The sequence below is a fragment of the Arthrobacter sp. NPDC097144 genome, from assembly GCF_044762205.1.
Classification (GTDB): Bacteria; Actinomycetota; Actinomycetes; order Actinomycetales; family Micrococcaceae; genus Arthrobacter_B.
In genome coordinates, this window is sequence record NZ_JBIWDW010000003.1 from 367,451 (window position 1) to 389,200 (window position 21,750).

Here is a 21,750-nt window from a genome sequence, read left to right on the forward strand (position 1 = left end):
CTGTCCGGGCGCCAACCGCCTGTGAGTGGCGGCGTGAAGGGAACTCCTTGCAAGATCTGGCACCAAGCTCCGGCGGCTCGTCCTGGCGTCCCGACATCCTGGGGGAGGGCTATGAGCGGCTGACCTTGGAACTTCCCGGCGGTGCGCCGGGAACGCTGGTCCGCTATTCCCCTGACGAAGAATGTGCCGGGGATGCCGATGTCCTCTACGTCCACGGGTGGTCGGATTACTTTTTCCAAACCGAACTTGCGCAGTACTGGGCCGCAGCAGGAGCCCGGTTCTACGCCCTGGACCTGCATAATTACGGGCGCAGCCTCCGGCCGGGGCAAAGCCCGGGGTTCGTCACCGACCTCGGGGATTACGACGCCGACATAGCGGCCGCGCTCGCAGCCATGGGGCGCCCTGATCCCGCGTCCGGGTCTCCCGCCTCCGGGCGGCCCCTGATCCTGGTGGGGCATTCCACGGGCGGGCTCACGCTGAGCCTTTGGGCGGCCAGGCATCCGCTTGCTGCGTCCGCCCTGGTCCTTAACAGTCCGTGGCTTGAATTTCAGGCCTCGGAACTGGCCCGGCGGCTGATCTCGCCGCTGGTGGGGCTGGAAGCGCAGCGCCGGCCGCTGGCACTGCTTCCTCCGGTGGATTCGGGCAACTACTCCCGGGCCACCTTCTCCGCCTTTGGCGGTGAGTGGACCTATAACCTGGCGTGGCGGCCGCTGAGGGGTTTTCCTGTCACCCTGGCTTTCCTCAACGCCGTGTTCCGGGCGCAGGCTACCGTAGCTGCGGGACTTCACCTTGAGATCCCGGTCCTGGTGCTGCTGTCGGACAAAAGCTACCTGCAGCCTCGCTGGTCGGTCGACGCCGGAACCTCCGACGTCGCCCTGGACGTGAACGTGGTGGCCCACCGGGCACTGTCGCTGGGTTCCAGCGTGAGCATCAACCGGATTCCCGACGCCCTCCATGACGTTTTCCTGTCACCGGGCCCGGTGCGGCGCCGAGCCTATGCAGCAGTGGCCCGCTGGGGGCGCGGCTACCTGCCCGCAGCTTCGAAACCGGTGCCGGAGCTGCGGGCGGGTACTCAGTCGATCAGCTCGTAAGCCGGCAGGGTCAGGAAGTCCACGTAGTCCTCAGCCAGGCTGATATCGGCGATCAGTTGGCTGGCCGGAGCGTAGTACCGGGCGAACATGTCCTCCGGCACCTCGCTGCGCAGCCGTTCGGTCTCCTCGGCCAGCAGCCGCTTCACCAGATCCTCCGTTACGGTGGCGCCGGTGTCCTCCAGGACCACGGAGTTGCGGACCTGCTGCCACACCTGCGAGCGGGAGATCTCCGCCGTCGCCGCGTCCTCCATCAGGTTATGGATGGCCACCGCGCCGTTGCCGGACAGCCAGACGGCGGTGTAGGCCACCGCAACATAGAGATTGGAGCGCAGGCCGGCCTCGGTGACGGATCCGCCCGCGGTGCTGACATCCAGCAGATCTGCAGCGGAAACTGAAACATCGTCCCGCAGGCGGTCCACCTGGTTCGGTTTCTCTCCCAGCACGGAATCGAAAACCTCGCGGCACGTCTGAACCATGTCCGGATGGGCCACCCAGGAACCGTCAAAGCCGTCCGTGGCTTCGCGGGTCTTGTCTGCGGTGACTTTTTCGAAGGCCTTGGCCGTGATCTCCGGTTCCCGCCGGTTCGGAATGAAGGCTGCCATGCCGCCCATGGCAAAGGCCCCGCGGCGGTGGCAGGTTTTCACCAGCAGCTCGGTGTAGGCCCGCATGAACGGTGCCGTCATGGCTACGTCCGCACGGTCCGGCAGCAGGAAAGCCTTGCCCGCGTCGCGGAAGACCTTAATCATGCTGAACAGGTAATCCCAGCGGCCGGCGTTCAGCCCGGAGGCATGGTCCCGCAGCTCATAGAGGATCTCGTCCATTTCAAATGCCGCCGGAATGGTTTCGATGAGCACCGTTGCACGGATGCTGCCCTGCGGAATGCCCGCGTACTCCTCGGCAAAATTGAAAACATCGTTCCAGAGCCGGGCCTCGCGGTGGCTCTCCATCTTCGGAAGGTAGTAATACGGGCCGGCTCCGTTTTCCAGCAGGGTGCGGGCGTTGGCGAAAAAGTGCAGCCCAAAGTCCACCAGTGCACCCGCGGCGGGCTCGCCGTCGATCATCACGTGCTTTTCCGGCAGGTGCCAGCCCCGCGGACGAACCACCATGACTGCCAGCGGGGCGTCGTCGCGCAGGGCATATTCCTTGCCCTCCCTGCTGGTGAAGGAAAGATCCCCGCGGGAGGCACCGTACAGGTTGACCTGGGCGTCCACCACGTTGTGCCAGGTGGGGGTGTGGGCATCCTCCAGATCGGCCAGCCAGACCTTGGCGCCGGAGTTCAGGGCGTTGATGGCCATTTTGGCCGGAGCCGCGGGCCCGGTCATCTCCACCCGGCGGTCCGTCAGGGCAGCGGGGGCCGGAGCAATCTTCCAGTTCGCCTCACGGATGTGCGCCGTTTCCGGAAGAAAGTCCAAGCTCCCGCCAGCTGCAATGGCTGCACGCCGGTCCGCGCGGGCGGCCAGCAGTTCATCCCTGGTGGACCGGAACCGCCGGTGCAGTTCTTCGATGAACTCCAGCGCGTCGGGCGTCAGGATCCTGTCTGCCCCCTCCATTGGGGACAGGTCGCTCACATCAATGGCCATGGTGTTCTCCCTACGAGTGGTGACATCGTTAGCAGTTCATAACTGCATCAATGGGATGCAGCTTACATGCTTCATCGCTCATTTATTTCGTATCGTGGACTTTATTATCTATTCAGTGGAAGTGCAAGGAAGTCTCAGGCGTCACGCGCGCGCATAAAGGTGAGTACATCCGCCGTCGGGCCCCACCCCTGCCGGGCGTACCAAAGGGCAGACTTGGGCAGCGCCGGCATGAGGATCAACGGACTGTCACGATATGCCGCCTCCTCGGCCAGTGCGGCAAGCACCGCCGTCTCCATGGTGTGGTCCGGATCCGGGCGGCGGATATCAATTCCGCCAAACACCGCGAACCCGTCTCCGCGGGCAATCCGTCCGCTCGCCACCACTTCCGTGTAGGCACTGATCTCCGCCACCGCGTAATCCTGAAAGCCGGTCAGGGCCAGTTCCGCGCCCTCGGGCAGCTGCGGCACCTGCGGCAGATCAGCCGGATCTGCCGTAAGGAGGGCAAGCCGGGAAAGGGAGGTTAGCCCCTGTCCCGCCGCAAATTCACCGGCAGTCTCCGCATCATCCGTCACCAGGGTCAGGCGTGCTCCGCGAAGACCTGCCACCTCTGCCGCTGCCCGCGGAGTGTCCCGCCCCGGCCAGGTGACCACGTACTGCGGCGTGGCTCCGCCGCCCGCAGGAGCCATGAGCACCGCATCGCCGTCGAGCGTGCTGTGGAGGCCGCGGACGGCAGCCCAGGCCGGAGCCCACTGGGTGAAGTTGCTTTGCCAGAGTCCCAATCCGCGTCACCGTCCTGGCCGCGGGGGAGCGGAGGGGGGTGATTCAATCGCAAAAATGGTGACATTGACGGGGCCTGCGGCAACGCCCGTGCCGCGCAGGGCCCGGCGGACCCGCTGTTGCAGGTCGGCGGCCACTTCCAGGGCGTTGAACCGGGCATCCGTGGCCACCTCCACATCAATGGTCGCCCGGCCGTCGGCAACGGAGGCAACCACTCCGTCGCGGGTTGTCCGGGTTCCGGAATCAGGAACCCGGCGCAGATTGTTCCTGGCGGCGGCGCCCCACCTTACGAGGAGCTGGCCCAGACCTGTCCCGAGCCGGAGGATTCCGGGAGTCTCCCTCGCGGCGCGTGCGGCAACCCCCGCAACTACCGCACTTCCGACCACTTTGCCCCGCAGCGGACGCTCACTCATCGTACAAATCCTCCACGGTCAGGTTCACGGTGTGCGGCACAATTCCCACCGAGGCTTCCACTGCGTCACGGATGCGCAGACGCAGGAACGTCATGGCACGCTGGATGTCGACGCCGGGTGCCACGGCAGTGCGCAAATGGATCAGCAGGCCCGGTCCGGCGCCGGGAGCCAGATCAATGCGGCAGCGGCGTGCCCGCACGCCGCCAAGTTCCCGGGCAGCGTCCCGTACGACGCCGGCCAGGGCGGCTTCGCTGATCACGATGCTTCCGCCGCGGCTGCCGGCCAAGGGAAGCCGGACGCCCCGCCGGACCTGGGCGCAGGCCACTTCCAGGACAGCGTCTTTCAAGCCGTGCGGCGGACGCAGGTCCGGGTGCTGCAGGTCCTGGTCCCGCAGCAGCGCCGTGGCGCTGGACAGTGCTTCCAGATTGTTTCGGGCTGTCCGGCAGTACGCACAGGAAAGGGTATGGGGGTCCGGGGTGCGGTTGATGTCCTGCCAGACGCGGTTGACGCTGCGCCCGCAGGCCAGGGTGGACGGCCGGTTCTCTAGTGCCATTGGATCATTGCCTCCGCAAGGTTTTCGCGTGCCCGGGCCAGGCGGCCCCGTACGGTGCCGGGACCGATCCCCAGGGCTGCGGCAATTTCCGCGTAGCTGAGGTCATGGAATTCGCGAAGCAGCCAGCAGGCACGCTGATCAGGCGGCAGATCCGCCAAAGCCTTGGACAGGCACTCATACTGAGCAGCGAGCTCGGCGTTGCGGTGCGGATCACCGGCTTGCAGGTTCATCGCGGGCCACAATGCCGCCCCGTCCACACTGTCCTCCGGATGCGTGCTGCGGCGGCGCAGTACGTCAAAGCAACGGTTGGTTGCCGTCCGGTAGACCCAGCCGCCGAAGGCACTTGACCTGTCCAGGCCGGGAAGGGCACGCCACCCCGCGGTGAGGGTGTCCTGAACGACGTCTTCGGCCTCCCCGCGGTCATTGAGCATTCGCATGGCCAGCCGGAACAGCCGCCCCTGGTAGGTCTCCACTAAATGCTCAAAGGCGGCCAAGTCACCGTCCTGGGCGCGGGCGACGATTGTTGCCTCGTCCAGGCGGGCTATTTCTGAAAGGCCTCCGGATCCTGCCGGGAGGCTGGACTGCACAAAGGTGCCGGACTCTTCCGGCAGTTGAGCCGCTGCCATGAAGGCCCCTGTCCGGTCCGGCGGATGCCGGTCCCTTCCCCAATATGGCAGACCGTTTCACGGCGCGGAATACTGTCCGGCTCCGGCGGGATAAAGAAAAAGAACTTTGCGGAACAACGTGACGATTGTCCCCGCACCGCGTCTTTAATTCCGTACGAGATCCCCGGGGGATCCAGTCCCAAGCAGGAGATGAATGACATGGCAGATGTCCAAAAACCGTCAGCACCGTCCGTAGGGCCGGTATCCGCCTCGCAGGGCAGCGGAGGATCTTCCGGTTCGAATGCCGGCACCGTTGGCGCAGGCACGGCGACCAGCCCCAGTGACCTTGAACAGGCCGGCAAGTCCGGTCCGCTGCACACTCCTCATGGTGACACCACCATTGAAGAGACTGTGGTGCAGAAACTCGCGGGCATGGCCACGCGTGAAGTCCCGGGTGTTTTCGCGATGGGCAACGCTGCGCGGCGGGCCTTCAGTTCAATGACCGAGCGGATTCCCGGCTCCCAGACGAATGTCAGCAACGGCGTCAGCGTGGAGAAAGGGGAAAGGCAGGCAGCTATCGACGTCAGCATCGTGGTGGAGTACGGCTTCTCCATTGTTGAGGTCAGCCAAGGCATCCGCCGCAACGTGATCCGGTCGGTGGAAAACGCCACGGGTCTGGAAGTCCTGGAAGTGAATGTCAATGTCACTGATGTGCATTTGCCGGACGACAGTTCCGATGATGACCAGGATTCCGCCAAAAAGCCGTCCGGCCGGCTGGAATAGCCGCCGGGCGCCAAGCAACCAACCGGCCGGAGCCAGCGGGCCCCGGCCGGCGTACTACTGAAGGAGAGCAACATGTCTGCAACAAAATGGTGCATGTCCGTTGGTCTGGTCCTGGGGATCGTACTTGCTTTCGGAGGTTGGTACGCCCTCTTGCTGGCGGTGCTGTTCGGGCTGGTCGGGCTGCTGGTGGGTATGGCAGCTGAAGGCCGGCTCGACTTCCAGACTATGTTTGGCCGGGCGTCCAGCAGATGAGCACAGTTGAAGTCCGGAGCGGCTTGTCTCCGGGTCCCGTCCGGCAGCCGCCGCCCGCTGGACCAGGACGCGGCTCAACCGTGATCGCCCGGAAGGTGCTGGAGAAAATCGCCGGCCAAATCGCAAAGGATGAGACCTTCGCGGGAGGCAGTTCGGGGGGTTTCCTGGGCATCGGAGCACGGGCTGACCTTTCTGCCAGGCCCCAGGCGCATGTGGAGCTGGCAGGAAATATTGCCTCGCTGAAAGTGGACGTGGGGCTGCCGTATCCGGTTCCGCTTCGTCAGGCCACTGACCAGCTGAGGGACCGGATATCCTCCCGGGTCACCGAGCTCACCGGTGTGGAGGTGCGCCAGGTGGACGTCACCGTGTCCTGGCTGCGGCCCAAGGAATCCGCAAACGGCCGCCGGAGGCTGCTGTGAGCGACGCTCCCGGGGTTTCCCTGCGGCCGCGGCCCAGCCGGGCGGTCCCGGCGACAATCTGCGGATTGGTCCTGCTGGCTTTGGGAGTGGCACTGGTTTGGGCCGGAATTGCGCGGCTGGCCCAGGGCGAGTGGCCGCCGTTCTTTACAACGGTGTCTGACTGGCTTGAGTCGCTGAGCTGGAACAGCACTGGAAGTTGGATCGCCGGAATCATCCTCGCCGTTGTAGGCGTGGTCCTGCTGCTGTCGGTCCTCATTCCCGGACGTTTCCATTCCCTGCCCCTGCATCTGGATACGGCTGCGGAGGTGACGGGTGAAAGCCGCGCCGTGATGTCCCGCCGCGCCGCCGCGCGGTTGGCGGCAGCCACCTGCGAACACATCGACGGTGTGTCTTCGGCATCCGCAACGGCCTCGGACCGGGAAGTGCGCGTTTCCGTCAACACGGCACTGCGCGACACCGCCGACCTGCAGCACTGGGTCACGGACGGGGTCCGCTCACGGCTCCAGGCAGCGGGTCTGGAACCCGTTCCAAAGATCAGCGTCACCATCAGGTCCAGCAGCTGATCGGTTCCGCCGCAACCGGCGGCGGAACCGCACTGCCGGACCACCACTGACAGAAGGGCAAGACCATGCGCCAGCATGCCGGCACCGCCAACCGTGTGTGGCTGATCATTCTTGGACTGCTGTGCCTCGCAGCGGGAATTTATGTCATCCTGTCTGCTTCCTCTGTGCTGGGCAGCGCGGACGGTTCGGTCCTGTATGGTCCGCCGGAAAACGTCACTGATCCGGACTATGCGCCGGTTGTGGCTGTCCTCGGCGGCCTGCTGATAGGCCTGCTGGGCCTGTGGTGGATCCTGGCCCAGATTCCGCGGCGCGTTGCCGCCGGACCGTTCCGGTTGCAGGAGAGTCCATCCCGCGGAACCACTGTCTGTAATCCGTCGGTCCTTGCTGCCGCGGTCGAAAATGACACGAACCAGATTCCGGGAGTGGTGGATTCGGCGGCAATGGTGCGCGGAACCGCCGAGGAGCCGGACCTCACCTTGAAAGTAACGGTCAATGCCCGGGCGGACATCGGGGAGGTGGTGCGCCGGATCCAGGAAACCGTAGTGCCGAATCTGGCGTCGGCTCTGGAGAATCCGCTGCACAGCCTGGGGATCCAACTCGAAGCCAGTAATAAGGCGGCCTTTGCCGGTGGTGCTGTCAGCTCCACCGGAACCGTGGTTTATTAGCCCCATGCCAGCTACGCCTCAGGAGCACAGCGGCCGCTCCCAACCTGGCCCCTCCGCAACGCTTCCGCTGTGCGTTACCTGCGGAACGCAGTTTGGAGCGGCGCGGCAGAACTGTCCCATCTGCGAGGACGAACGCCAATATGTGCCGCTGACCGGCCAGGCCTGGACCACGCTGGAGAAATTGTGCGGCCCCTCCCACCGCGGAACCGTCCATTCCCAGGGGCCGGGCGTCCTTGGCATCGGCTGCGAGCCGTCCTTCGCCATCGGACAGCGCCCGCTGTTGATCAAGGCAGCCGGCGGCAATGTGCTTTGGGACTGCCAGGCCTATTTGGACGACGAGCTCGCCGCCCTGATCCGCGCCGAAGGCGGCATCAGCGCGATCGCGGTCAGTCATCCGCACTTTTACACCACCATGGTGGAATGGGCGCATGAATTCGGCGCGCCGGTGTATCTGCACGCGGCCGACCGGGAATGGATTGGACGGGCGGATCCCGCACTGCAGTTCTGGAACGGCGACAGCTTCGCCCTGTCCGAGGGCCTGACCCTTCACCGCGCGGGCATCCACTTTGCCGGCGGAACGGTTCTGCACTGGGAAGGGAATCCGGACGGCGGCGGAGCACTTTTCACCGGTGACATCATCAATGTCATTCCCGACCGGACGCACGTGTCCTTCCTGTACAGCTATCCCAACCAGATTCCCGAGCGTCCCGAGACAGTGCAGGAAGCTGCAGCCCGACTGGAACCGCTTCGATTCGACCGGTTGTACGGCGGCTGGTGGGACCGGATCATCCTGCACGGGGCAGATCGGATTGTGCAGGAGTCCGCCCGGCGGTACCTCGCCTTTACGCGGGGCAAATAGCAGGCGGCCTCACCGGTACGCCACGCTCCCGCCGGGCCCCGGGGTTACTTGACAGCTTCTGCCTGCGGCGTCAGCGCGGCGCGCTCACCAGCGGCCATGGCCTTGTACTCGGCCACCCGGGCCTGGTGCAGCGGGGTCCGGCGCAGGAACGCATAGACAACACCCAGCAGGGCAAACCAGATGGGTGTGACCATCAGCGCCTGCAGGGTATCCGCCTGAGTGGTCAGTGCCCACAGGATAAAGACGAAGAACGCCAGGACCACGTAGACCATCACCACGCCGCCGGGCATCTTGAACTTCGACGCCTCGTGCAGCGCGGGCCGGCGCTTGCGGAATACCAGGTAACTCAACAGGATGACCGTCCACACAAACATGAAGCACAGTGCGGAGATGGTGGTCACCAGCGTGAAGGCTGCGCTGACCGACTCACCGGCGTACAACAGCACCACGCCGGCCAGCAGGAAGGTGCAGGAGAAGAACAGGGCGTTCTGGGGCACCTTGCGCCGGGACAGCCGGCCAAACGGGCGAGGGGCGTCGCCGTCGTGTGCCAGGCCGAAAACCATGCGCGAGGTGGAATATATACCCGAATTGGCTGAAGACGCGGCGGATGTCAGGACCACGAAGTTCACCACAGCGGCCGCTGCGCCCAGACCGGCCAGGGCGAACATGCCCACGAAGGGGCTGTCATCCGCGCTGAACTTATCCCACGGGACCACCGAAATCAGGATGACCAGGGCGCCTACGTAGAAGAGCATGATGCGCAGCGGAATGGAGTTGATGGCGCGGGGGAGGTTCTTTTCCGGATCCTTGGTTTCCGCGGCTGCCGTGCCCACCAGTTCAATGCCGACGAACGCGAACACGGCAATCTGGAAACCGGCCACAAATCCCATGGGACCCGTGGGGAACAATCCGCCGTGCTCCCAAAGGTTGTTGAACCCGGCTGTGTCTCCGTCACCGGAGGTGAAGCGGGTGAAGATCATGACCAGGCCCACCACAATGAGGGTGACAATGGCCAGGATCTTGACCAGGGCAAACCAAAATTCAGTTTCACCGAAGGCCTTGACTGTGGGGAGGTTCAGGGCCAGCAGCACCAGGATGCAGGCCAGGGCCGGAATCCACAGCGGCGCATCCGCCCACCAGAAGGTGACGTAGTGCGAAATGGCGACGACGTCGGCTATTCCGGTGACCACCCAGCAGAACCAGTAGGTCCAGCCGGTGAAGAACCCTGCCCAGGGGCCCAGGAGATCGGCGGAGAAATCGGTGAAGGACTTGTACTTGAGGTTGGAGAGCAGCAGTTCTCCCATGGCCCGCATGACGAAGAACAGCATGAAGCCGATGATCATGTAGACGAAAATCACTGACGGACCGGCCACCGAGATGGTCTTGCCGGAGCCCATGAACAGGCCGGTTCCGATGGCGCCGCCGATGGCCAGGAGCTGGATGTGGCGGCTGGAGAGGGAGCGGGAGAGTTCCGGTTCGGAGGAACTGGTCCCTCCGGGGTTGGTCTCCGCGGGGGAAGGGCGGGTCAGGCGGTCAGGCATGGCGTTCTTTCTCATATGGGGCACCTGCCGGCGCGCGTGACGCCGCTACGCGCGCGGAAGGCCTCGGATGAGGCCATATGAGAGGTGTTGGCGCCACCGCCGACAATCCAGTGTGGAAGTCGCGGACGCGCCGTGTCAATTTGAGGGCCCGGCGGCCGGAAAACAGTGCAGTGAGGCGGCGCACGGGCGTCAAAAAGCCCGCGGCAGGCGTCATTCGCTTGTTGAGCTACCCGCATGAGAGTAGGGTCACATGTGGAAACACACAAGTGAATATGCCTTTATCAGCCGTGGCGGGAGAGTTCCGCCAGTGCAGCCACCTATTTCTGTAGGCGACACTGCCCAGGCGGGCGCCGTAGGAGCAAACCCTCCCCGGGAATCTCTCAGGCCCCTGTACCGCCACAGCGAGGCAACTCTGGAAAGCAGCCTCCACACTCCGGTGTGGGACTCACCGACGGTGCAAGCGGGACTCATCCCGCGGAATCTCTCAGGTCCAATACAGAGCGGGGAGGACCCAACGTTTGTTGGCGTACCCCGTCTGCCTTTCCAGGAGCCCCTAATGACTGCTGATCTATCCACTGCCCCAACCCCCGCCGCGTCCGCGTCCGCCGCGCATTCCCTTGGCGCCGCCGAGGCAGCGCCGCTGGCGGAAGGGTTTGTTGACCGCCACATTGGTGTCCGCGCAGGCTCCGCCGAAGCCATGCTCAGGGCCGTGGGCTACGATTCCCTCGATGCTCTGGCAGACATGGCCGTTCCCGCCGCGATCCGCCAGGGCAGCGCGCTGGTGCTCGATCCCGCCCGCTCCGAAGAGGAAACCCTCGCGCAGCTGCGCTCCATCGCCGGCAAGAACAAGACGGCCGTGCAGATGATCGGCCAGGGCTATTACGGCACGCACACGCCGCCGGTGATCCTCCGCAACGTCGTCGAGGACCCCGCCTGGTACACCGCCTATACCCCGTACCAGCCCGAAATCTCCCAGGGCCGGCTTGAAGCCCTGCTGAATTTCCAGACCATGGTCCAGGACCTCACCGCCCTGCCCATCGCCAACGCCTCCCTGTTGGATGAAGCCACCGCAGTGGCTGAAGCCGTGCTGCTGATGCGCCGCTCCAACAAGTCCAAAGCCAACGGCGCCATTGTGCTTGACTCGGAAACCCTGCCGCAGACCATCGCCGTGGTGAAGGGCCGGGCCAAGGCCCTGGGCTTCGACGTAATCGTCACGGATCTCGCCAACGGACTGCCCGACGGCGAAATCACCGGCCTGGTCCTGCAGCAGCCCGGCGTCTCCGGCGTGGTCCGCAATCAGGCGGCTCTGATTGCCGAGGCGAAGGAACGCGGCGCACTCGTTACCGTAGCCGCGGACCTGCTGGCACTGACGCTCATCACTCCTCCCGGGGAACAGGGCGCCGACATTGCAGTTGGCTCCGTGCAGCGCTTCGGTGTTCCGCTCTTCTTCGGTGGTCCGCACGCCGCGTACATGGCCGTCCGCAAGGGCTTGGAGCGTTCGCTGCCCGGCCGCCTGGTGGGCGTGTCCAAGGATTCCGCGGGAACTCCCGCCTACCGGCTGGCCCTGCAGACCCGGGAGCAGCACATCCGCCGCGAGAAGGCCACCTCCAACATCTGCACCGCGCAGGCGCTGCTGGCCATCGTTGCCTCCATGTACGCCGTCTACCATGGTCCCGAGGGCCTGCGGCGGATTGCCCGCCGCGCCCATGATTCCGCCCGCACCCTGGCCACCGCCCTGGCCGCTGCCGGCGTCGAACTGCTCTCCACCAGTTTCTTCGACACCCTCACCGCCCGTGTCCCGGGACGCGCCGCGGAAATCGTTGCCGCAGCCGAAGCCCGCGGCATCAACCTGCGCAGCATCGACGCGGACACGGTGGGCATCTCCTGCGATGAGACGACGACGCCGGCCATCCTCGCCGACGTCGCCGCCGCCTTCGGTGCCGGGGCGGACTTCCCCGCTGAGCCGGAAGGCTTTGAGCTGGCCGCCGAAATCCGCCGCACGTCGGATTTCATGACCCACCCGGTGTTCTCCTCCTACCGCTCGGAAACCCAGATGCTGCGCTACCTGCGCCGCCTCTCGGACCGCGACCTGGCCCTGGACCGCACCATGATCCCGCTGGGCTCCTGCACCATGAAGCTCAACGCCACGGCCGAAATGCAGGCCATGACCTGGCCCGAGTTCGCCTCCATCCACCCGTTCGCTCCGGATTCCCAGACCGAGGGATGGCGTGAACTGATTGCGGACCTCGAAGAGAAGCTCGCGGTCATCACCGGTTACGACAAGGTGTCCATCCAGCCCAACGCCGGCTCGCAGGGCGAACTGGCCGGCCTGCTGGCCATCCGCGGCTACCACCACTCCCGCGGCGAGAACCAGCGCACCGTTTGCCTCATCCCGGCGTCCGCGCACGGTACGAATGCCGCCTCCGCCGTCCTGGCGGGCATGAAGGTGGTGGTGGTCGCCACCGCTGACGACGGCGCCATTGACCACGCGGACCTGCGCGCCAAGATCGATGCGCACCGGGACAACCTGGCCGCCATCATGATCACCTACCCCTCCACCCACGGTGTGTTCGACGACGACGTCCGCGACGTCTGCGACGCCGTCCACGAGGCCGGCGGCCAGGTGTACATTGACGGCGCGAACCTCAATGCACTGGTGGGGCTGGCCCGGCCGGGCGAGTTCGGCGGAGACGTGTCCCACCTGAACCTGCACAAGACGTTCTGCATCCCGCACGGCGGCGGCGGCCCGGGCGTGGGCCCGGTGGCCGTCAAGTCCCACCTGGCACCGTTCCTGCCCGGCGATGCCGCCACCTGGACCGAAGGCGAGGACATTCCGGTGTCGGCATCGCGCTTCGGCTCCGCCGGCGTCCTGCCGATCTCCTGGGCCTACGTGAACCTGATGGGCGGCGAAGGCCTTACCGAAGCCACCAAGAGCGCCCTGCTGGCCGCCAACTACGTGGCCGCCCGGCTCAACGACTACTTCCCGGTCCTGTACACCGGCCGAGGCGGACTCGTGGCGCACGAATGCATTCTGGACCTGCGGGAACTGACCGCGAAGACCGGCGTGACCGCCGAAGACGTGGCCAAGCGCCTGGTGGACTACGGCTTCCACGCGCCCACCCTGTCCTTCCCGGTGGCCGGCACCCTGATGGTGGAACCCACCGAGTCCGAGGACCTGGGTGAAATTGACCGCTTCATCGACGCCATGATCGCCATCCGCGCCGAAATCGACCAGGTGGCCGCCGGAGACTTCACCCTGGAGGGCAGCCCGCTGCGCAACGCGCCGCACACCGCCGTCGTCCTGGCCGGCAACGAGTGGGACCGCGCCTACCCGCGCGAACAGGCCGCTTTCCCGATGCGCAGCCAGCGCATGGACAAGTACTTCCCGCCGGTGGGCCGGATCGACGGAGCAGCCGGGGACCGCAACCTCATCTGCTCCTGCCCGCCCATCGAAGACTTCGAAAACTAGAGCGCTAAGGCTGAGAACAATGACTGAGAAATACACCGCGCTCTACGAAGAGCACAAACGCCTCGGCGCCTCCTTCACCGACTTTGGCGGCTGGCAGATGCCGTTGAAGTACAGCTCCGAACTGGCCGAACACCACGCCGTCCGCAAAGCAGCGGGCCTGTTTGACCTCTCCCATATGGGTGAGGTCAAGGTCACCGGACCCGACGCCGGCGCTTTCCTGGACTACGCGCTGGTGGGCAAGCTGTCCGCAGTGAAGGCGGGCAGGGCCAAGTACTCGCTGATCACCAATGCCGACGGCGGGATCATCGACGACTTGATCAGCTACCGGCTCGACGACGACTCCTACCTGGTGGTGCCCAACGCCGGCAACGCACCGGTGGTCGCCGCGGAGCTGGAAGCCCGCGCCGAGGGCTTTGACGTCACCGTCGACAACATTTCCGAGGGCACCTCGCTGGTGGCCGTCCAGGGGCCCAACGCAGAAGCCATCCTGCTGGCTCTGGTTCCGGCGGAACACCGGGACGCCGTCACGGGAATGAAGTACTACGCCGCGGCGAAGGTGCCGATGGTGCTGGGCGCCTGGAGTGCGGACCTGCTGGTGGCCCGCACCGGATATACGGGCGAGGACGGTTTTGAGATCTACGTAACCAACGACGCCGCACCCATCCTGTGGGCCGCCCTGCTGGATGCCGGAGCGGACCGGGGGCTGATTCCCGCAGGCCTGGCCTGTCGCGACTCGCTGCGCCTGGAGGCCGGGATGCCCCTGTACGGCAACGAGCTCACGCTGGACCTGGACCCTTACGCTGCGGGTCTCGGCCCCGTCGTCGCCCTCTCCAAGGAGGGGGACTTTGTGGGCCGCACCGCCCTGGAAGCCAAGAAGGAGCAGGTTCCGGCCCGCCGCCTCGTCGGGCTGAAGGGCGCCGGCCGCCGTGCCGCCCGCTCTGCCTACCCCGTCCTGTCCGACGGCGCCGTGATCGGTGAAGTCACGTCCGGTGCCCCCAGCCCCACGCTCGGTTACCCGATCGCGCTGGCCTATGTGGACACCGCCTTCTCCGAACCGGGCACCTCGCTGGACGTGGACCTTCGCGGCAAGCCCGAGTCCTTCACCGTCGTCGCCCTCCCGTTCTACAAGCGCACCTCCTAACCCGCCGAGATGGCAGTAAGTGCTCGTCTCAGCTCTGAGAGGCGCACTTACTGCCATCTCGCGCGGCCTAGACTTTGAAGTAACCCGGCAGAACCTCAGATGCACCGAAAGGCACACAATGAGCAAAGTGAACGCAGGACTCCGCTACTCCGCCGAGCACGAGTGGGTGGATGCTTCCAGCCCCGTCAAGGTTGGTATTTCCGCCGTCGCCGCCGACGCCCTGGGCGACGTGGTCTACGTTGACCTGCCCGAGGTCGGCGCAGTGATCACCGCCGGTGAGACCTGCGGCGAAGTGGAGTCCACCAAGTCCGTTTCGGACCTGTACGCTCCGGTCTCCGGCGAAATCATGGAAATCAACCAGGAGGCCATCGACAACCCGGCCCTCCTGAACGAGGACCCGTACGGCGCCGGCTGGCTCTTCACCGTGAACACCACGTCCGAAGGCGAACTCCTCAGCGCCGAAGAATACGCGGAAAAGAACGGCGGCGAGCTGTGACCGATTACCTGAACTCCCACTTGGCGCAGATCGATCCCGAGGTGGCGGAGCAGATCGACAACGAGCGCCGCCGCCAGCAGTCCGGCCTGGAAATGATCGCCTCGGAAAACCACACCTCAGTGGCTGTCATGGAAGCCCAGGGTTCGGTGCTGACGAACAAGTACGCCGAGGGCTACCCGGGGCGCCGCTACTACGGCGGCTGCGAGTACGTGGATGTCATTGAGCAGCTGGCCATCGACCGCGCCAAGGCGCTGTTCGGTGCCAACTTCGCCAACGTGCAGCCGCATTCCGGCGCGCAGGCCAACGCCTCGGTGATGCACGCCTTGATCCGTCCGGGTGACACCATCCTGGGCCTTTCGCTGGCTCACGGCGGCCACCTGACCCACGGCATGAAGATCAACTTCTCCGGCCGGCTGTACAACGTGGTCCCGTACAACGTGGCCGAAGACACCCACCAGGTGGACATGGCCGAGGTGGAGCGGCTGGCCCGCGAACACCAGCCCAAGCTGATCGTGGCCGGCTGGTCCGCTTACGCCCGCCAGCTGGACTTTGCCGAATTCCGCCGCATTGCGGACGAGGTGGGCGCCTACCTCATGGTGGACATGGCCCACTTTGCCGGACTGGTGGCCGCCGGCCTGCATCCCAGCCCGGTTCCCCACGCGCACGTGGTCACGTCCACCACGCACAAGACCCTCGCGGGTCCGCGCGGCGGCATTATTCTCTCCAACGACGCCGACATCGCCAAGAAGATCAACTCGGCTGTGTTCCCCGGACAGCAGGGCGGCCCGCTGGAGCATGTGATCGCCGGAAAGGCCACCGCCTTCAAGATCGCGGCAACCCCGGAGTTCAAGGAACGCCAGGAGCGCACGCTCGCCGGCGCCCGGATCCTCGCCGAACGCCTGCTGGCCGACGACGTCGCCGCCAAGGGCATCTCCGTGATTTCCGGCGGCACTGACGTGCACCTGGTCCTGGTTGATCTGCGCAACGCCGAGCTCAACGGCCAGGAAGCCGAAGACCGGCTCGCGGAGATTGACATCACCGTGAACCGCAACGCCGTTCCGTTTGACCCGCGGCCGCCGATGGTGACCTCGGGCCTGCGGATCGGCACCCCGGCGCTGGCCACCCGCGGCTTCGACGAAGGCGCCTTCCGAGAGGTAGCCGACATCATTGCACAGGCCCTGATTGCCGGTGCAGATGAGGACCTCTCGGAGCTGAAGGCCCGCGTCACCGCACTGGCCTCCGCACATCCGCTGTACACCGAGGTGGCCGACCTGGCCACCGCTCCGGCGCACGTCTAAAAGGAATATTCATGGCTGTTGGCGTTTTTGATCTGTTCTCCGTGGGCATCGGCCCGTCGAGTTCCCATACCGTGGGACCGATGCGTGCCGCTGCCGTTTTCGCGGCGGAGCTGGTTGACGCCGGCATCCTGGAGTCCGTGGCCGGTCTCCGCGTTGACCTGTACGGGTCACTCGCGGCGACCGGCCGCGGCCACGGGACCATGACTGCCGTGCTGCTGGGACTGGAAGGTTTCGCTCCGGAAAAGATCCTGCCCGAAGAAGTCGAGGAGCGCCTGGCCGCCATCGACGCAACCCGGAAACTGCAGCTCTGCTCGCAGGTGCCCGGTGCTGCGGCTTGCGTGCTGGAATACGGCGAAGCGGACATTGTCCTGCACCCGCTGACTGTCCTGCCGCGGCACACCAACGGCATCAAGTTCGCCGCCAGCGCAGCTGACGGAGCGGTGCTGCACGAGGCCACGTTCTTCTCCGTGGGCGGCGGGTTCATTGTCCGCGACGGCGAGGAAGACGCTGCACGCGAAGAGCTCGAGTCCACCAAGGCGGCGTTGCCGTTCCCCTTCCGCACCGCCGTCGGGCTCCTGAAGCACTGCACCGACAACGGGCTGAGCATTAGCGAAGTCATGCTCGCGAATGAACGGGTTTCCCGGCCCGAAGACGAAATCCGGGCGGGCCTGCTGCACATCCGCGACGTCATGGAGGAGTGCAAGAACTCCGCCATCGCCCGCACCGGCCTGCTGCCCGGCGGGCTGAAGGTTCGCCGTCGTGCTCCGGCCTGGCACGCCCGGCTGCGCGCCGAGGACCCGAACCGGGATCCGAAGTTTTGGCAGGAATGGGTGAACCTTGTGGCGCTGGCCGTGAACGAGGAGAACGCGTCCGGCGGACGGGTGGTTACCGCGCCCACCAACGGCGCCGCCGGCATCATTCCCGCCGTCATGTTCTACGCCACCCACTACGGGCCCGGCATGGAAAATGCCACCCAGGAAGAGAAGGACGACGTCGTGGTGCGGTTCCTGCTCGCCGCGGGCGCCGTGGGCGTTCTCTACAAGGAGCAGGCCTCCATTTCCGGTGCGGAGGTGGGCTGCCAGGGCGAGGTGGGTTCCGCGTCCTCCATGGCCGCAGCCGGTTTGGCGGAAATATTGGGCGGAACGCCGGAACAGGTCGAGAATGCCGCCGAAATCGCCATGGAACACAATCTGGGCCTGACCTGCGATCCGATTGGCGGACTGGTGCAGGTCCCCTGCATCGAGCGCAACGCCATCGGTGCCGCCAAGGCCGTCAATGCCGCGAAAATGGCGCTCTGGGGCGACGGCGACCACCGCGTCTCGCTGGACGAGGTGATCGTCACCATGCGCGAAACCGGCCGGGACATGAGCTCAAAGTACAAGGAGACCGCGCTGGGCGGACTGGCCGTCAATGTAGTGGAGTGCTGACTTTCGGCATTGTCGCAGGTTGAGCCGGCGCCGTTCCTTTGATAGACAGTAAGGGTACTTAGTACTGCGCCTGCCGGAAAGGAAGAGCAATGCCCAAGACCGGAAAGAACGATTCTGCCAAGAAGAGTGAACTGCCCTCAACTCTGCAGCGTTCGGACAAGTTGGCCCAGGATACGTTCGCAAAGACCTATGATTCCGCGGTTGACGAGTATGGCGAGGGGGAGCGGGCTGCCCGCACGGCCTATGCCGCCCTAAAGCACACACACGAAAAAGTGGGTGACCACTGGGAAGCCAAGGAAGAGGCCGGCCCGTCCGACGCCAAGGCCGAAGGCGGCAGGGGTTCATCCGGAGAAACCAAGGGCGGCGTGGATGCCAATGCATCCAAGGACCACCTCTACGGCGTCGCCTCAAAACTGGACATTTCAGGCCGGTCCAACATGACCAAGGATGAGCTGGTGGACGCGATTCAAAAGGCAAATAACAAAGCGTCACGAAATTCACGAAAGAGCTGAGAAAGCCTCCGGATGGTTTCTTTCCTGAAACTCCGGCAAACGCGAGATGAAGGCTATCTGGTGAACCGCCGATCCGGCCTACTTCACGGCACCCATGGACAGGCCGCGCACCAGCTGCTTCTGCGCTACCCATCCGGCCAGGACCACCGGCAGTGACGCGAGGACCGAAGCGGCGGACAGCTGCGCCAGGTACAGGCCTTCACTGGTCATTTGAGAGACCAGGAACACCGGTACCGTGGCGGATTTGGCCGCCGTAAGGTTCAGGGCGAAGAAGAACTCGTTCCATGCGAAGATCACGCAGATCAGGGCGGTGGCTGCCAGGCCGGGGGCAACCATCGGCATCAGCACGCGCCACAGCGTCTTCATCAGGCCAGCACCGTCCATTTGCGCCGCTTCGAGAACCTCGGCGGGCACTTCCTGGAAGAAGGAGCGCATCATCCACACTGCTATCGGCAGGTTCATGGACGTGTAGAGGACCACCAGTGTCCAGATGTTGTCCAGTACCTTCAGCTGGCCGGCAATCACGTAGATCGGCATGATGACCGCGACCACCGGAAGCATCCGGGTGGAGATAAAGAAAAACAGGACGTCGGAGGTCTTTTTCACGGGGCGGATGCTCAGCGCGTAGGACGCCGGAACAGCCATGATCACCACCAGCAGGGTGGATACTCCGGTGGCAATCGCTGAATTGATGAAGTAACTGCCGGCGCCGGCGTCGAGCACTGCGCGGTACTGGTCCAGCGTGGGAGTGAAGAAAAAAGTGGGCGGATTGGAGGCAGCGGCAGACTCTTGCTTGAAGGACGTCAGGACCATCCACAGCACCGGCGAGAAGAAGCCGATCGCGAGGATCCAGGTCAGGGCGGTCAACAGTGACGCGCCGGTCCGCGGCTTTCCCCGCTTGGGCCGGGCTGCCGGGTTCTCGGAAGCGGAGGGGACGCCTCTGGGAGGAGCCGGTTCGGTTTGGGTGCTCACGGCTAGTCCTTTACGTCGAAGCTGCGGAAGATCAGGCGAAGGGCAAAGGTGGCAATGATGATGGTGGCAACCACCACCACCACGCCCATGGCAGCGGCCTGACCAATGTCGAAGCCCAGGAAGGCCCGCTGGTAGATGTAAAACGGCAGGTTGGCGCTGGCGGTGCCTGGCCCGCCGGCGGTCATCAGGTAAATCTGGTCGAAGGTGTTCACCACGTAGATCGCGCCGAGCAGGACGCCGAGTTCGATGTACCGGCGCAGCTGCGGCAGCGTCACCGAGATGAAGGTCCGCCACCAGCCGGCACCGTCAACCTGCGCTGCCTCCAGTACATCCTTGGGCTGTGACTGGAGTCCGGACAGGACCAGCAGCATCATGAACGGAGTCCACTGCCACACGAGGGACATGAGGATGGAGGCAATCGGATGGGCCGAGGTCCAGTCCACGGGGGAGATTCCCACCAGGCCGATCAGCCAGTTCAGCAACCCGTAGTTGGGGTTCAGAATGGACACCGACCAGAGCAGGGAGCCGGCCACCGGCATGATCAGGAACGGGGTGATCAGCAGGGTTCGGACGATTCCCCGGCCGATGAAAGCCCGGTCCAGCAGGATGGCGAACACAATGCCCAGGAGCATTGCAAAGAAAACGCAGCCCAATGTGAAAATCACCGAGTTCAGGGCGGCCTGGCGGAAGGTGGAGTCGGCAAAAATCTCAATGTAATTGGAGAACCATACAAAGCGGTCGCCCTCCGGGTTCAGCAGGTTCCAGTTCTGCAGTGAATACCAAATGGTGAAAAGAAAGGGAACCTGGGTCACTATCAGCGTGAAGACCAGTGCCGGCAGCAGCGGTGCGCGGCGCCTCCAGCCTTCGGCACTGGAGATGCCGCGGGCGTGGCGCTGTTCAGCGTCCCGGCGGACCTTGGCTTGGTGCTTGTCTACCAGGGCGCTCATTTGCTGTCTCCTGACTGGTAGCTCTCCGCGATGGTTTCGGCGTAGCGCTGTGACTGTTCAAGGGCCTCGGGCACCGTTTTTTGTCCCGCGATCGCTGCTGAGATCTGCTGGGCAACCCGGGTGCCGAGGTCCTGGAACTCGGGGATGCCCACGAACTGCAGCCCCGGATACGGCACGGAGCCTTTCATGCTGGATTCCTGCGAGGCCCCCGCCATGGCGGTCAGCGTGGGTTGGGCATAGGCCTCGGCAACTTCGGCGAATTCGGGAATCTCGTAGGTGGACAGCCTGCTGCCCGGCGGCACCCGCTCCCAGCTGATTTTCTCACCAACCAGCTGGATGTAGTCCTTATCGGTCATCCATGAGATGAAATCCCAGGCCGCATCCTTCTTTTCGCTGGTGGCGGGAATCGCCAGGGACCAGCTGTACAGCCAGCCCGAGGAATCCGTCTCATTCACCGGTGCCGGCGCGTAGCCGGTTTTCCCCACCACCAGCGAGGAACTGGGATCTTCAACCGAGGAGACCATGGAAGTGGCGTCGTACCACATGGCCGCGTTGCCCTGGCTGTACTGGGTGAGGCAATCGCCGAACCCGGAAGTGGCCGCGCCCGGCTGGCCGTAGCTGCGCACGAGGTTCACATAGTCGGTAACGGCGGCTTCCACCTCCGGTGAATCGAGGGTGGCGTTCCAGTCCTGGTCAAACCAGCCGCCTCCGTAGGTGTTCATCATGGTGGTCAGGGGAGCCATGACCTCGCCCCATCCGGCCAGCCCGCGCAGGCAGACACCGGAGAACCCGTTGTCCGGGTCGTTAAACCTCTCCGCAAAATCGGTGATGTCCTGCCACGTGGGTTTCTCCGGCATAACGAGGCCGGCTTCCTCAAAGAGATCCTTGCGGTAAGCCAGGAAAGAGGATTCCCCGTAGAAGGGCACCGAGTACATATCCCCTTCGTAGCTGAGCGATTCACGGATATTGGGAATGAAGTCCTCCGGGTCATAGCCCGGGGTGTCCTCCGTGTAGTCCTGGAGATTGGTGATCCAGCCGTTTTCAGCCCACATCGGCGTTTCATAATTCGAGATCATTACAACGTCGAATTCCCCGCCCCCGGTTGCCACGGATGCTGTGATTTTGGCCCGGGCCTCGTTTTCGGGAAGCGAGACAAACTGGGGATCGACGTCCGGGTACCGGGCACGGAACTCGTCCTCCAGGGAGATTGCATCGGTCATCTGCGGGTTGGAAACGATGGCCACCACAATTTCCTCGGGGCCCTCTGCGCTGTCACTGCCGCATCCCGCGAGTATGAGGGCAAGGACCGCAGCTCCCGCGGCCACGCTCCTTCGGTCACCGCGTCTGCGGCTTCCCGGCCTGCTGCGTCCTGTCCTCATATGTCACC

22 protein-coding genes and 1 riboswitch are annotated in these 21,750 nt (G+C 64.8%); of the genes, 13 read left to right on the forward strand and 9 right to left on the reverse strand.

Annotation, left to right across the window (positions count from 1 at the left end):
- Nucleotides 1-47: 47 nt before the first annotated feature.
- Nucleotides 48-1,091, forward strand: a complete 1,044-nt coding sequence (locus ACIQXM_RS08760; RefSeq protein WP_400930491.1) for an alpha/beta hydrolase — start codon at nt 48-50, stop codon at nt 1,089-1,091.
- On the opposite strand, the gene aceB is transcribed toward ACIQXM_RS08760, so the two are convergent.
- The 5 genes from aceB to ACIQXM_RS08785 all read right to left on the reverse strand — a co-directional run bounded on the left by aceB (nt 1,073) and on the right by ACIQXM_RS08785 (nt 5,040).
- Entirely contained in the window at nt 1,073-2,671 is a 1,599-nt protein-coding gene (aceB, locus tag ACIQXM_RS08765) for a malate synthase A (RefSeq protein ID WP_400930493.1), read from the reverse strand. The genes ACIQXM_RS08760 and aceB overlap by 19 nt on opposite strands.
- Nucleotides 2,672-2,805: 134 nt before the next feature.
- On the reverse strand, nt 2,806-3,450 hold the full coding sequence (locus ACIQXM_RS08770) for a hypothetical protein (RefSeq protein ID WP_400930948.1): 645 nt from the start codon (nt 3,448-3,450) through the stop codon (nt 2,806-2,808).
- Between the two features lie 6 nt (nt 3,451-3,456).
- Entirely contained in the window at nt 3,457-3,861 is a 405-nt protein-coding gene (locus tag ACIQXM_RS08775) for an Asp23/Gls24 family envelope stress response protein (protein WP_400930495.1), read from the reverse strand.
- Nucleotides 3,854-4,414: a hypothetical protein gene (locus ACIQXM_RS08780; protein ID WP_400930497.1), complete on the reverse strand. Its 561-nt coding sequence runs from the start codon at nt 4,412-4,414 to the stop codon at nt 3,854-3,856. Before ACIQXM_RS08780 ends, ACIQXM_RS08775 begins: the two co-directional genes overlap by 8 nt.
- Nucleotides 4,405-5,040 (reverse strand): RNA polymerase sigma factor, encoded by a 636-nt coding sequence (locus ACIQXM_RS08785; RefSeq protein WP_400930499.1) that lies wholly within the window; start codon nt 5,038-5,040, stop codon nt 4,405-4,407. Before ACIQXM_RS08785 ends, ACIQXM_RS08780 begins: the two co-directional genes overlap by 10 nt.
- A 198-nt stretch (nt 5,041-5,238) precedes the next feature.
- Here ACIQXM_RS08785 and ACIQXM_RS08790 point away from each other — a divergent pair, with 198 nt between their 5' ends.
- The 6 genes from ACIQXM_RS08790 to ACIQXM_RS08815 all read left to right on the forward strand — a co-directional run bounded on the left by ACIQXM_RS08790 (nt 5,239) and on the right by ACIQXM_RS08815 (nt 8,560).
- A complete protein-coding gene (locus ACIQXM_RS08790; RefSeq protein WP_400930501.1) occupies nt 5,239-5,802 on the forward strand; it encodes an Asp23/Gls24 family envelope stress response protein in 564 nt (187 codons plus the stop codon).
- A gap of 72 nt (nt 5,803-5,874) precedes the next feature.
- The gene (locus tag ACIQXM_RS08795; protein WP_400930503.1) at nt 5,875-6,054 is read left to right on the forward strand and encodes a hypothetical protein; all 180 of its coding nucleotides are present in this window, start codon (nt 5,875-5,877) and stop codon (nt 6,052-6,054) included.
- Nucleotides 6,055-6,134: 80 nt separating this feature from the next.
- A complete protein-coding gene (locus ACIQXM_RS08800; RefSeq protein ID WP_400930505.1) occupies nt 6,135-6,473 on the forward strand; it encodes an Asp23/Gls24 family envelope stress response protein in 339 nt (112 codons plus the stop codon).
- On the forward strand, nt 6,470-7,036 hold the full coding sequence (locus ACIQXM_RS08805) for a DUF6286 domain-containing protein (RefSeq protein WP_400930507.1): 567 nt from the start codon (nt 6,470-6,472) through the stop codon (nt 7,034-7,036). Before ACIQXM_RS08800 ends, ACIQXM_RS08805 begins: the two co-directional genes overlap by 4 nt.
- 65 nt (nt 7,037-7,101) lie before the next feature.
- Nucleotides 7,102-7,701 carry a hypothetical protein gene (locus ACIQXM_RS08810; protein WP_400930509.1) on the forward strand — a complete coding sequence of 200 codons (600 nt, stop codon included), beginning with the start codon at nt 7,102-7,104 and terminating at the stop codon, nt 7,699-7,701.
- 4 nt (nt 7,702-7,705) lie between these two features.
- Nucleotides 7,706-8,560 carry an MBL fold metallo-hydrolase gene (locus ACIQXM_RS08815; RefSeq protein ID WP_400930511.1) on the forward strand — a complete coding sequence of 285 codons (855 nt, stop codon included), beginning with the start codon at nt 7,706-7,708 and terminating at the stop codon, nt 8,558-8,560.
- A gap of 44 nt (nt 8,561-8,604) precedes the next feature.
- Here the strand turns inward: ACIQXM_RS08815 and cycA are convergent, their stop codons facing one another.
- A complete protein-coding gene (cycA, locus tag ACIQXM_RS08820) occupies nt 8,605-10,101 on the reverse strand; it encodes a D-serine/D-alanine/glycine transporter (protein ID WP_400930934.1) in 1,497 nt (498 codons plus the stop codon).
- A 281-nt stretch (nt 10,102-10,382) separates the two neighbouring features.
- Nucleotides 10,383-10,507, forward strand: a riboswitch (glycine riboswitch).
- Nucleotides 10,508-10,657: 150 nt separating this feature from the next.
- Between cycA and gcvP the strand changes: the two genes are divergently transcribed.
- The 6 genes from gcvP (at nt 10,658) to ACIQXM_RS08850 (ending at nt 18,444) form a co-directional block, all read left to right on the forward strand.
- Nucleotides 10,658-13,570 carry an aminomethyl-transferring glycine dehydrogenase gene (gene gcvP, locus ACIQXM_RS08825; protein WP_400930513.1) on the forward strand — a complete coding sequence of 971 codons (2,913 nt, stop codon included), beginning with the start codon at nt 10,658-10,660 and terminating at the stop codon, nt 13,568-13,570.
- Nucleotides 13,571-13,589: 19 nt separating this feature from the next.
- Nucleotides 13,590-14,711 (forward strand): glycine cleavage system aminomethyltransferase GcvT, encoded by a 1,122-nt coding sequence (gene gcvT / locus ACIQXM_RS08830; protein ID WP_400930515.1) that lies wholly within the window; start codon nt 13,590-13,592, stop codon nt 14,709-14,711.
- Nucleotides 14,712-14,829: 118 nt separating this feature from the next.
- Nucleotides 14,830-15,207: a glycine cleavage system protein GcvH gene (gene gcvH, locus ACIQXM_RS08835; RefSeq protein WP_400930517.1), complete on the forward strand. Its 378-nt coding sequence runs from the start codon at nt 14,830-14,832 to the stop codon at nt 15,205-15,207.
- Entirely contained in the window at nt 15,204-16,505 is a 1,302-nt protein-coding gene (gene glyA / locus ACIQXM_RS08840; protein ID WP_400930519.1) for a serine hydroxymethyltransferase, read from the forward strand. The genes gcvH and glyA overlap by 4 nt, the downstream gene beginning before the upstream one ends.
- A gap of 11 nt (nt 16,506-16,516) precedes the next feature.
- Nucleotides 16,517-17,932: an L-serine ammonia-lyase gene (locus tag ACIQXM_RS08845; RefSeq protein WP_400930521.1), complete on the forward strand. Its 1,416-nt coding sequence runs from the start codon at nt 16,517-16,519 to the stop codon at nt 17,930-17,932.
- An 89-nt stretch (nt 17,933-18,021) separates the two neighbouring features.
- Nucleotides 18,022-18,444: a ChaB family protein gene (locus ACIQXM_RS08850; RefSeq protein ID WP_400930523.1), complete on the forward strand. Its 423-nt coding sequence runs from the start codon at nt 18,022-18,024 to the stop codon at nt 18,442-18,444.
- 78 nt (nt 18,445-18,522) lie between these two features.
- On the opposite strand, the gene ACIQXM_RS08855 is transcribed toward ACIQXM_RS08850, so the two are convergent.
- The 3 genes from ACIQXM_RS08855 to ACIQXM_RS08865 are packed head-to-tail and all read right to left on the reverse strand — an operon-like array spanning nt 18,523 to nt 21,742.
- Nucleotides 18,523-19,416, reverse strand: coding sequence for a carbohydrate ABC transporter permease (locus ACIQXM_RS08855; protein ID WP_400930525.1), 894 nt, complete (start codon nt 19,414-19,416; stop codon nt 18,523-18,525).
- Nucleotides 19,417-19,418: 2 nt separating this feature from the next.
- Nucleotides 19,419-20,363 (reverse strand): carbohydrate ABC transporter permease, encoded by a 945-nt coding sequence (locus ACIQXM_RS08860; RefSeq protein WP_400930527.1) that lies wholly within the window; start codon nt 20,361-20,363, stop codon nt 19,419-19,421.
- Nucleotides 20,360-21,742, reverse strand: a complete 1,383-nt coding sequence (locus tag ACIQXM_RS08865) for an ABC transporter substrate-binding protein (protein WP_400930529.1) — start codon at nt 21,740-21,742, stop codon at nt 20,360-20,362. Before ACIQXM_RS08865 ends, ACIQXM_RS08860 begins: the two co-directional genes overlap by 4 nt.
- Nucleotides 21,743-21,750: the final 8 nt, after the last annotated feature.

Bases quoted from the DNA above. Each gene is read 5' to 3' on its own strand.
- aceB (WP_400930493.1), bottom strand. From the start codon at position 2,671: ATGGCCATTGATGTGAGCGACCTGTCCCCAATGGAGGGGGCAGACAGG.
- ACIQXM_RS08775 (WP_400930495.1), bottom strand. From the start codon at position 3,861: ATGAGTGAGCGTCCGCTGCGGGGCAAAGTGGTCGGAAGTGCGGTAGTT.
- ACIQXM_RS08780 (WP_400930497.1), bottom strand. From the start codon at position 4,414: ATGGCACTAGAGAACCGGCCGTCCACCCTGGCCTGCGGGCGCAGCGTC.
- ACIQXM_RS08785 (WP_400930499.1), bottom strand. From the start codon at position 5,040: ATGGCAGCGGCTCAACTGCCGGAAGAGTCCGGCACCTTTGTGCAGTCC.
- ACIQXM_RS08790 (WP_400930501.1), top strand. From the start codon at position 5,239: ATGGCAGATGTCCAAAAACCGTCAGCACCGTCCGTAGGGCCGGTATCC.
- ACIQXM_RS08795 (WP_400930503.1), top strand. From the start codon at position 5,875: ATGTCTGCAACAAAATGGTGCATGTCCGTTGGTCTGGTCCTGGGGATC.
- ACIQXM_RS08810 (WP_400930509.1), top strand. From the start codon at position 7,102: ATGCGCCAGCATGCCGGCACCGCCAACCGTGTGTGGCTGATCATTCTT.
- ACIQXM_RS08815 (WP_400930511.1), top strand. From the start codon at position 7,706: ATGCCAGCTACGCCTCAGGAGCACAGCGGCCGCTCCCAACCTGGCCCC.
- cycA (WP_400930934.1), bottom strand. From the start codon at position 10,101: ATGCCTGACCGCCTGACCCGCCCTTCCCCCGCGGAGACCAACCCCGGA.
- gcvP (WP_400930513.1), top strand. From the start codon at position 10,658: ATGACTGCTGATCTATCCACTGCCCCAACCCCCGCCGCGTCCGCGTCC.
- gcvT (WP_400930515.1), top strand. From the start codon at position 13,590: ATGACTGAGAAATACACCGCGCTCTACGAAGAGCACAAACGCCTCGGC.
- gcvH (WP_400930517.1), top strand. From the start codon at position 14,830: ATGAGCAAAGTGAACGCAGGACTCCGCTACTCCGCCGAGCACGAGTGG.
- ACIQXM_RS08845 (WP_400930521.1), top strand. From the start codon at position 16,517: ATGGCTGTTGGCGTTTTTGATCTGTTCTCCGTGGGCATCGGCCCGTCG.
- ACIQXM_RS08850 (WP_400930523.1), top strand. From the start codon at position 18,022: ATGCCCAAGACCGGAAAGAACGATTCTGCCAAGAAGAGTGAACTGCCC.
- ACIQXM_RS08860 (WP_400930527.1), bottom strand. From the start codon at position 20,363: ATGAGCGCCCTGGTAGACAAGCACCAAGCCAAGGTCCGCCGGGACGCT.
- ACIQXM_RS08865 (WP_400930529.1), bottom strand. From the start codon at position 21,742: ATGAGGACAGGACGCAGCAGGCCGGGAAGCCGCAGACGCGGTGACCGA.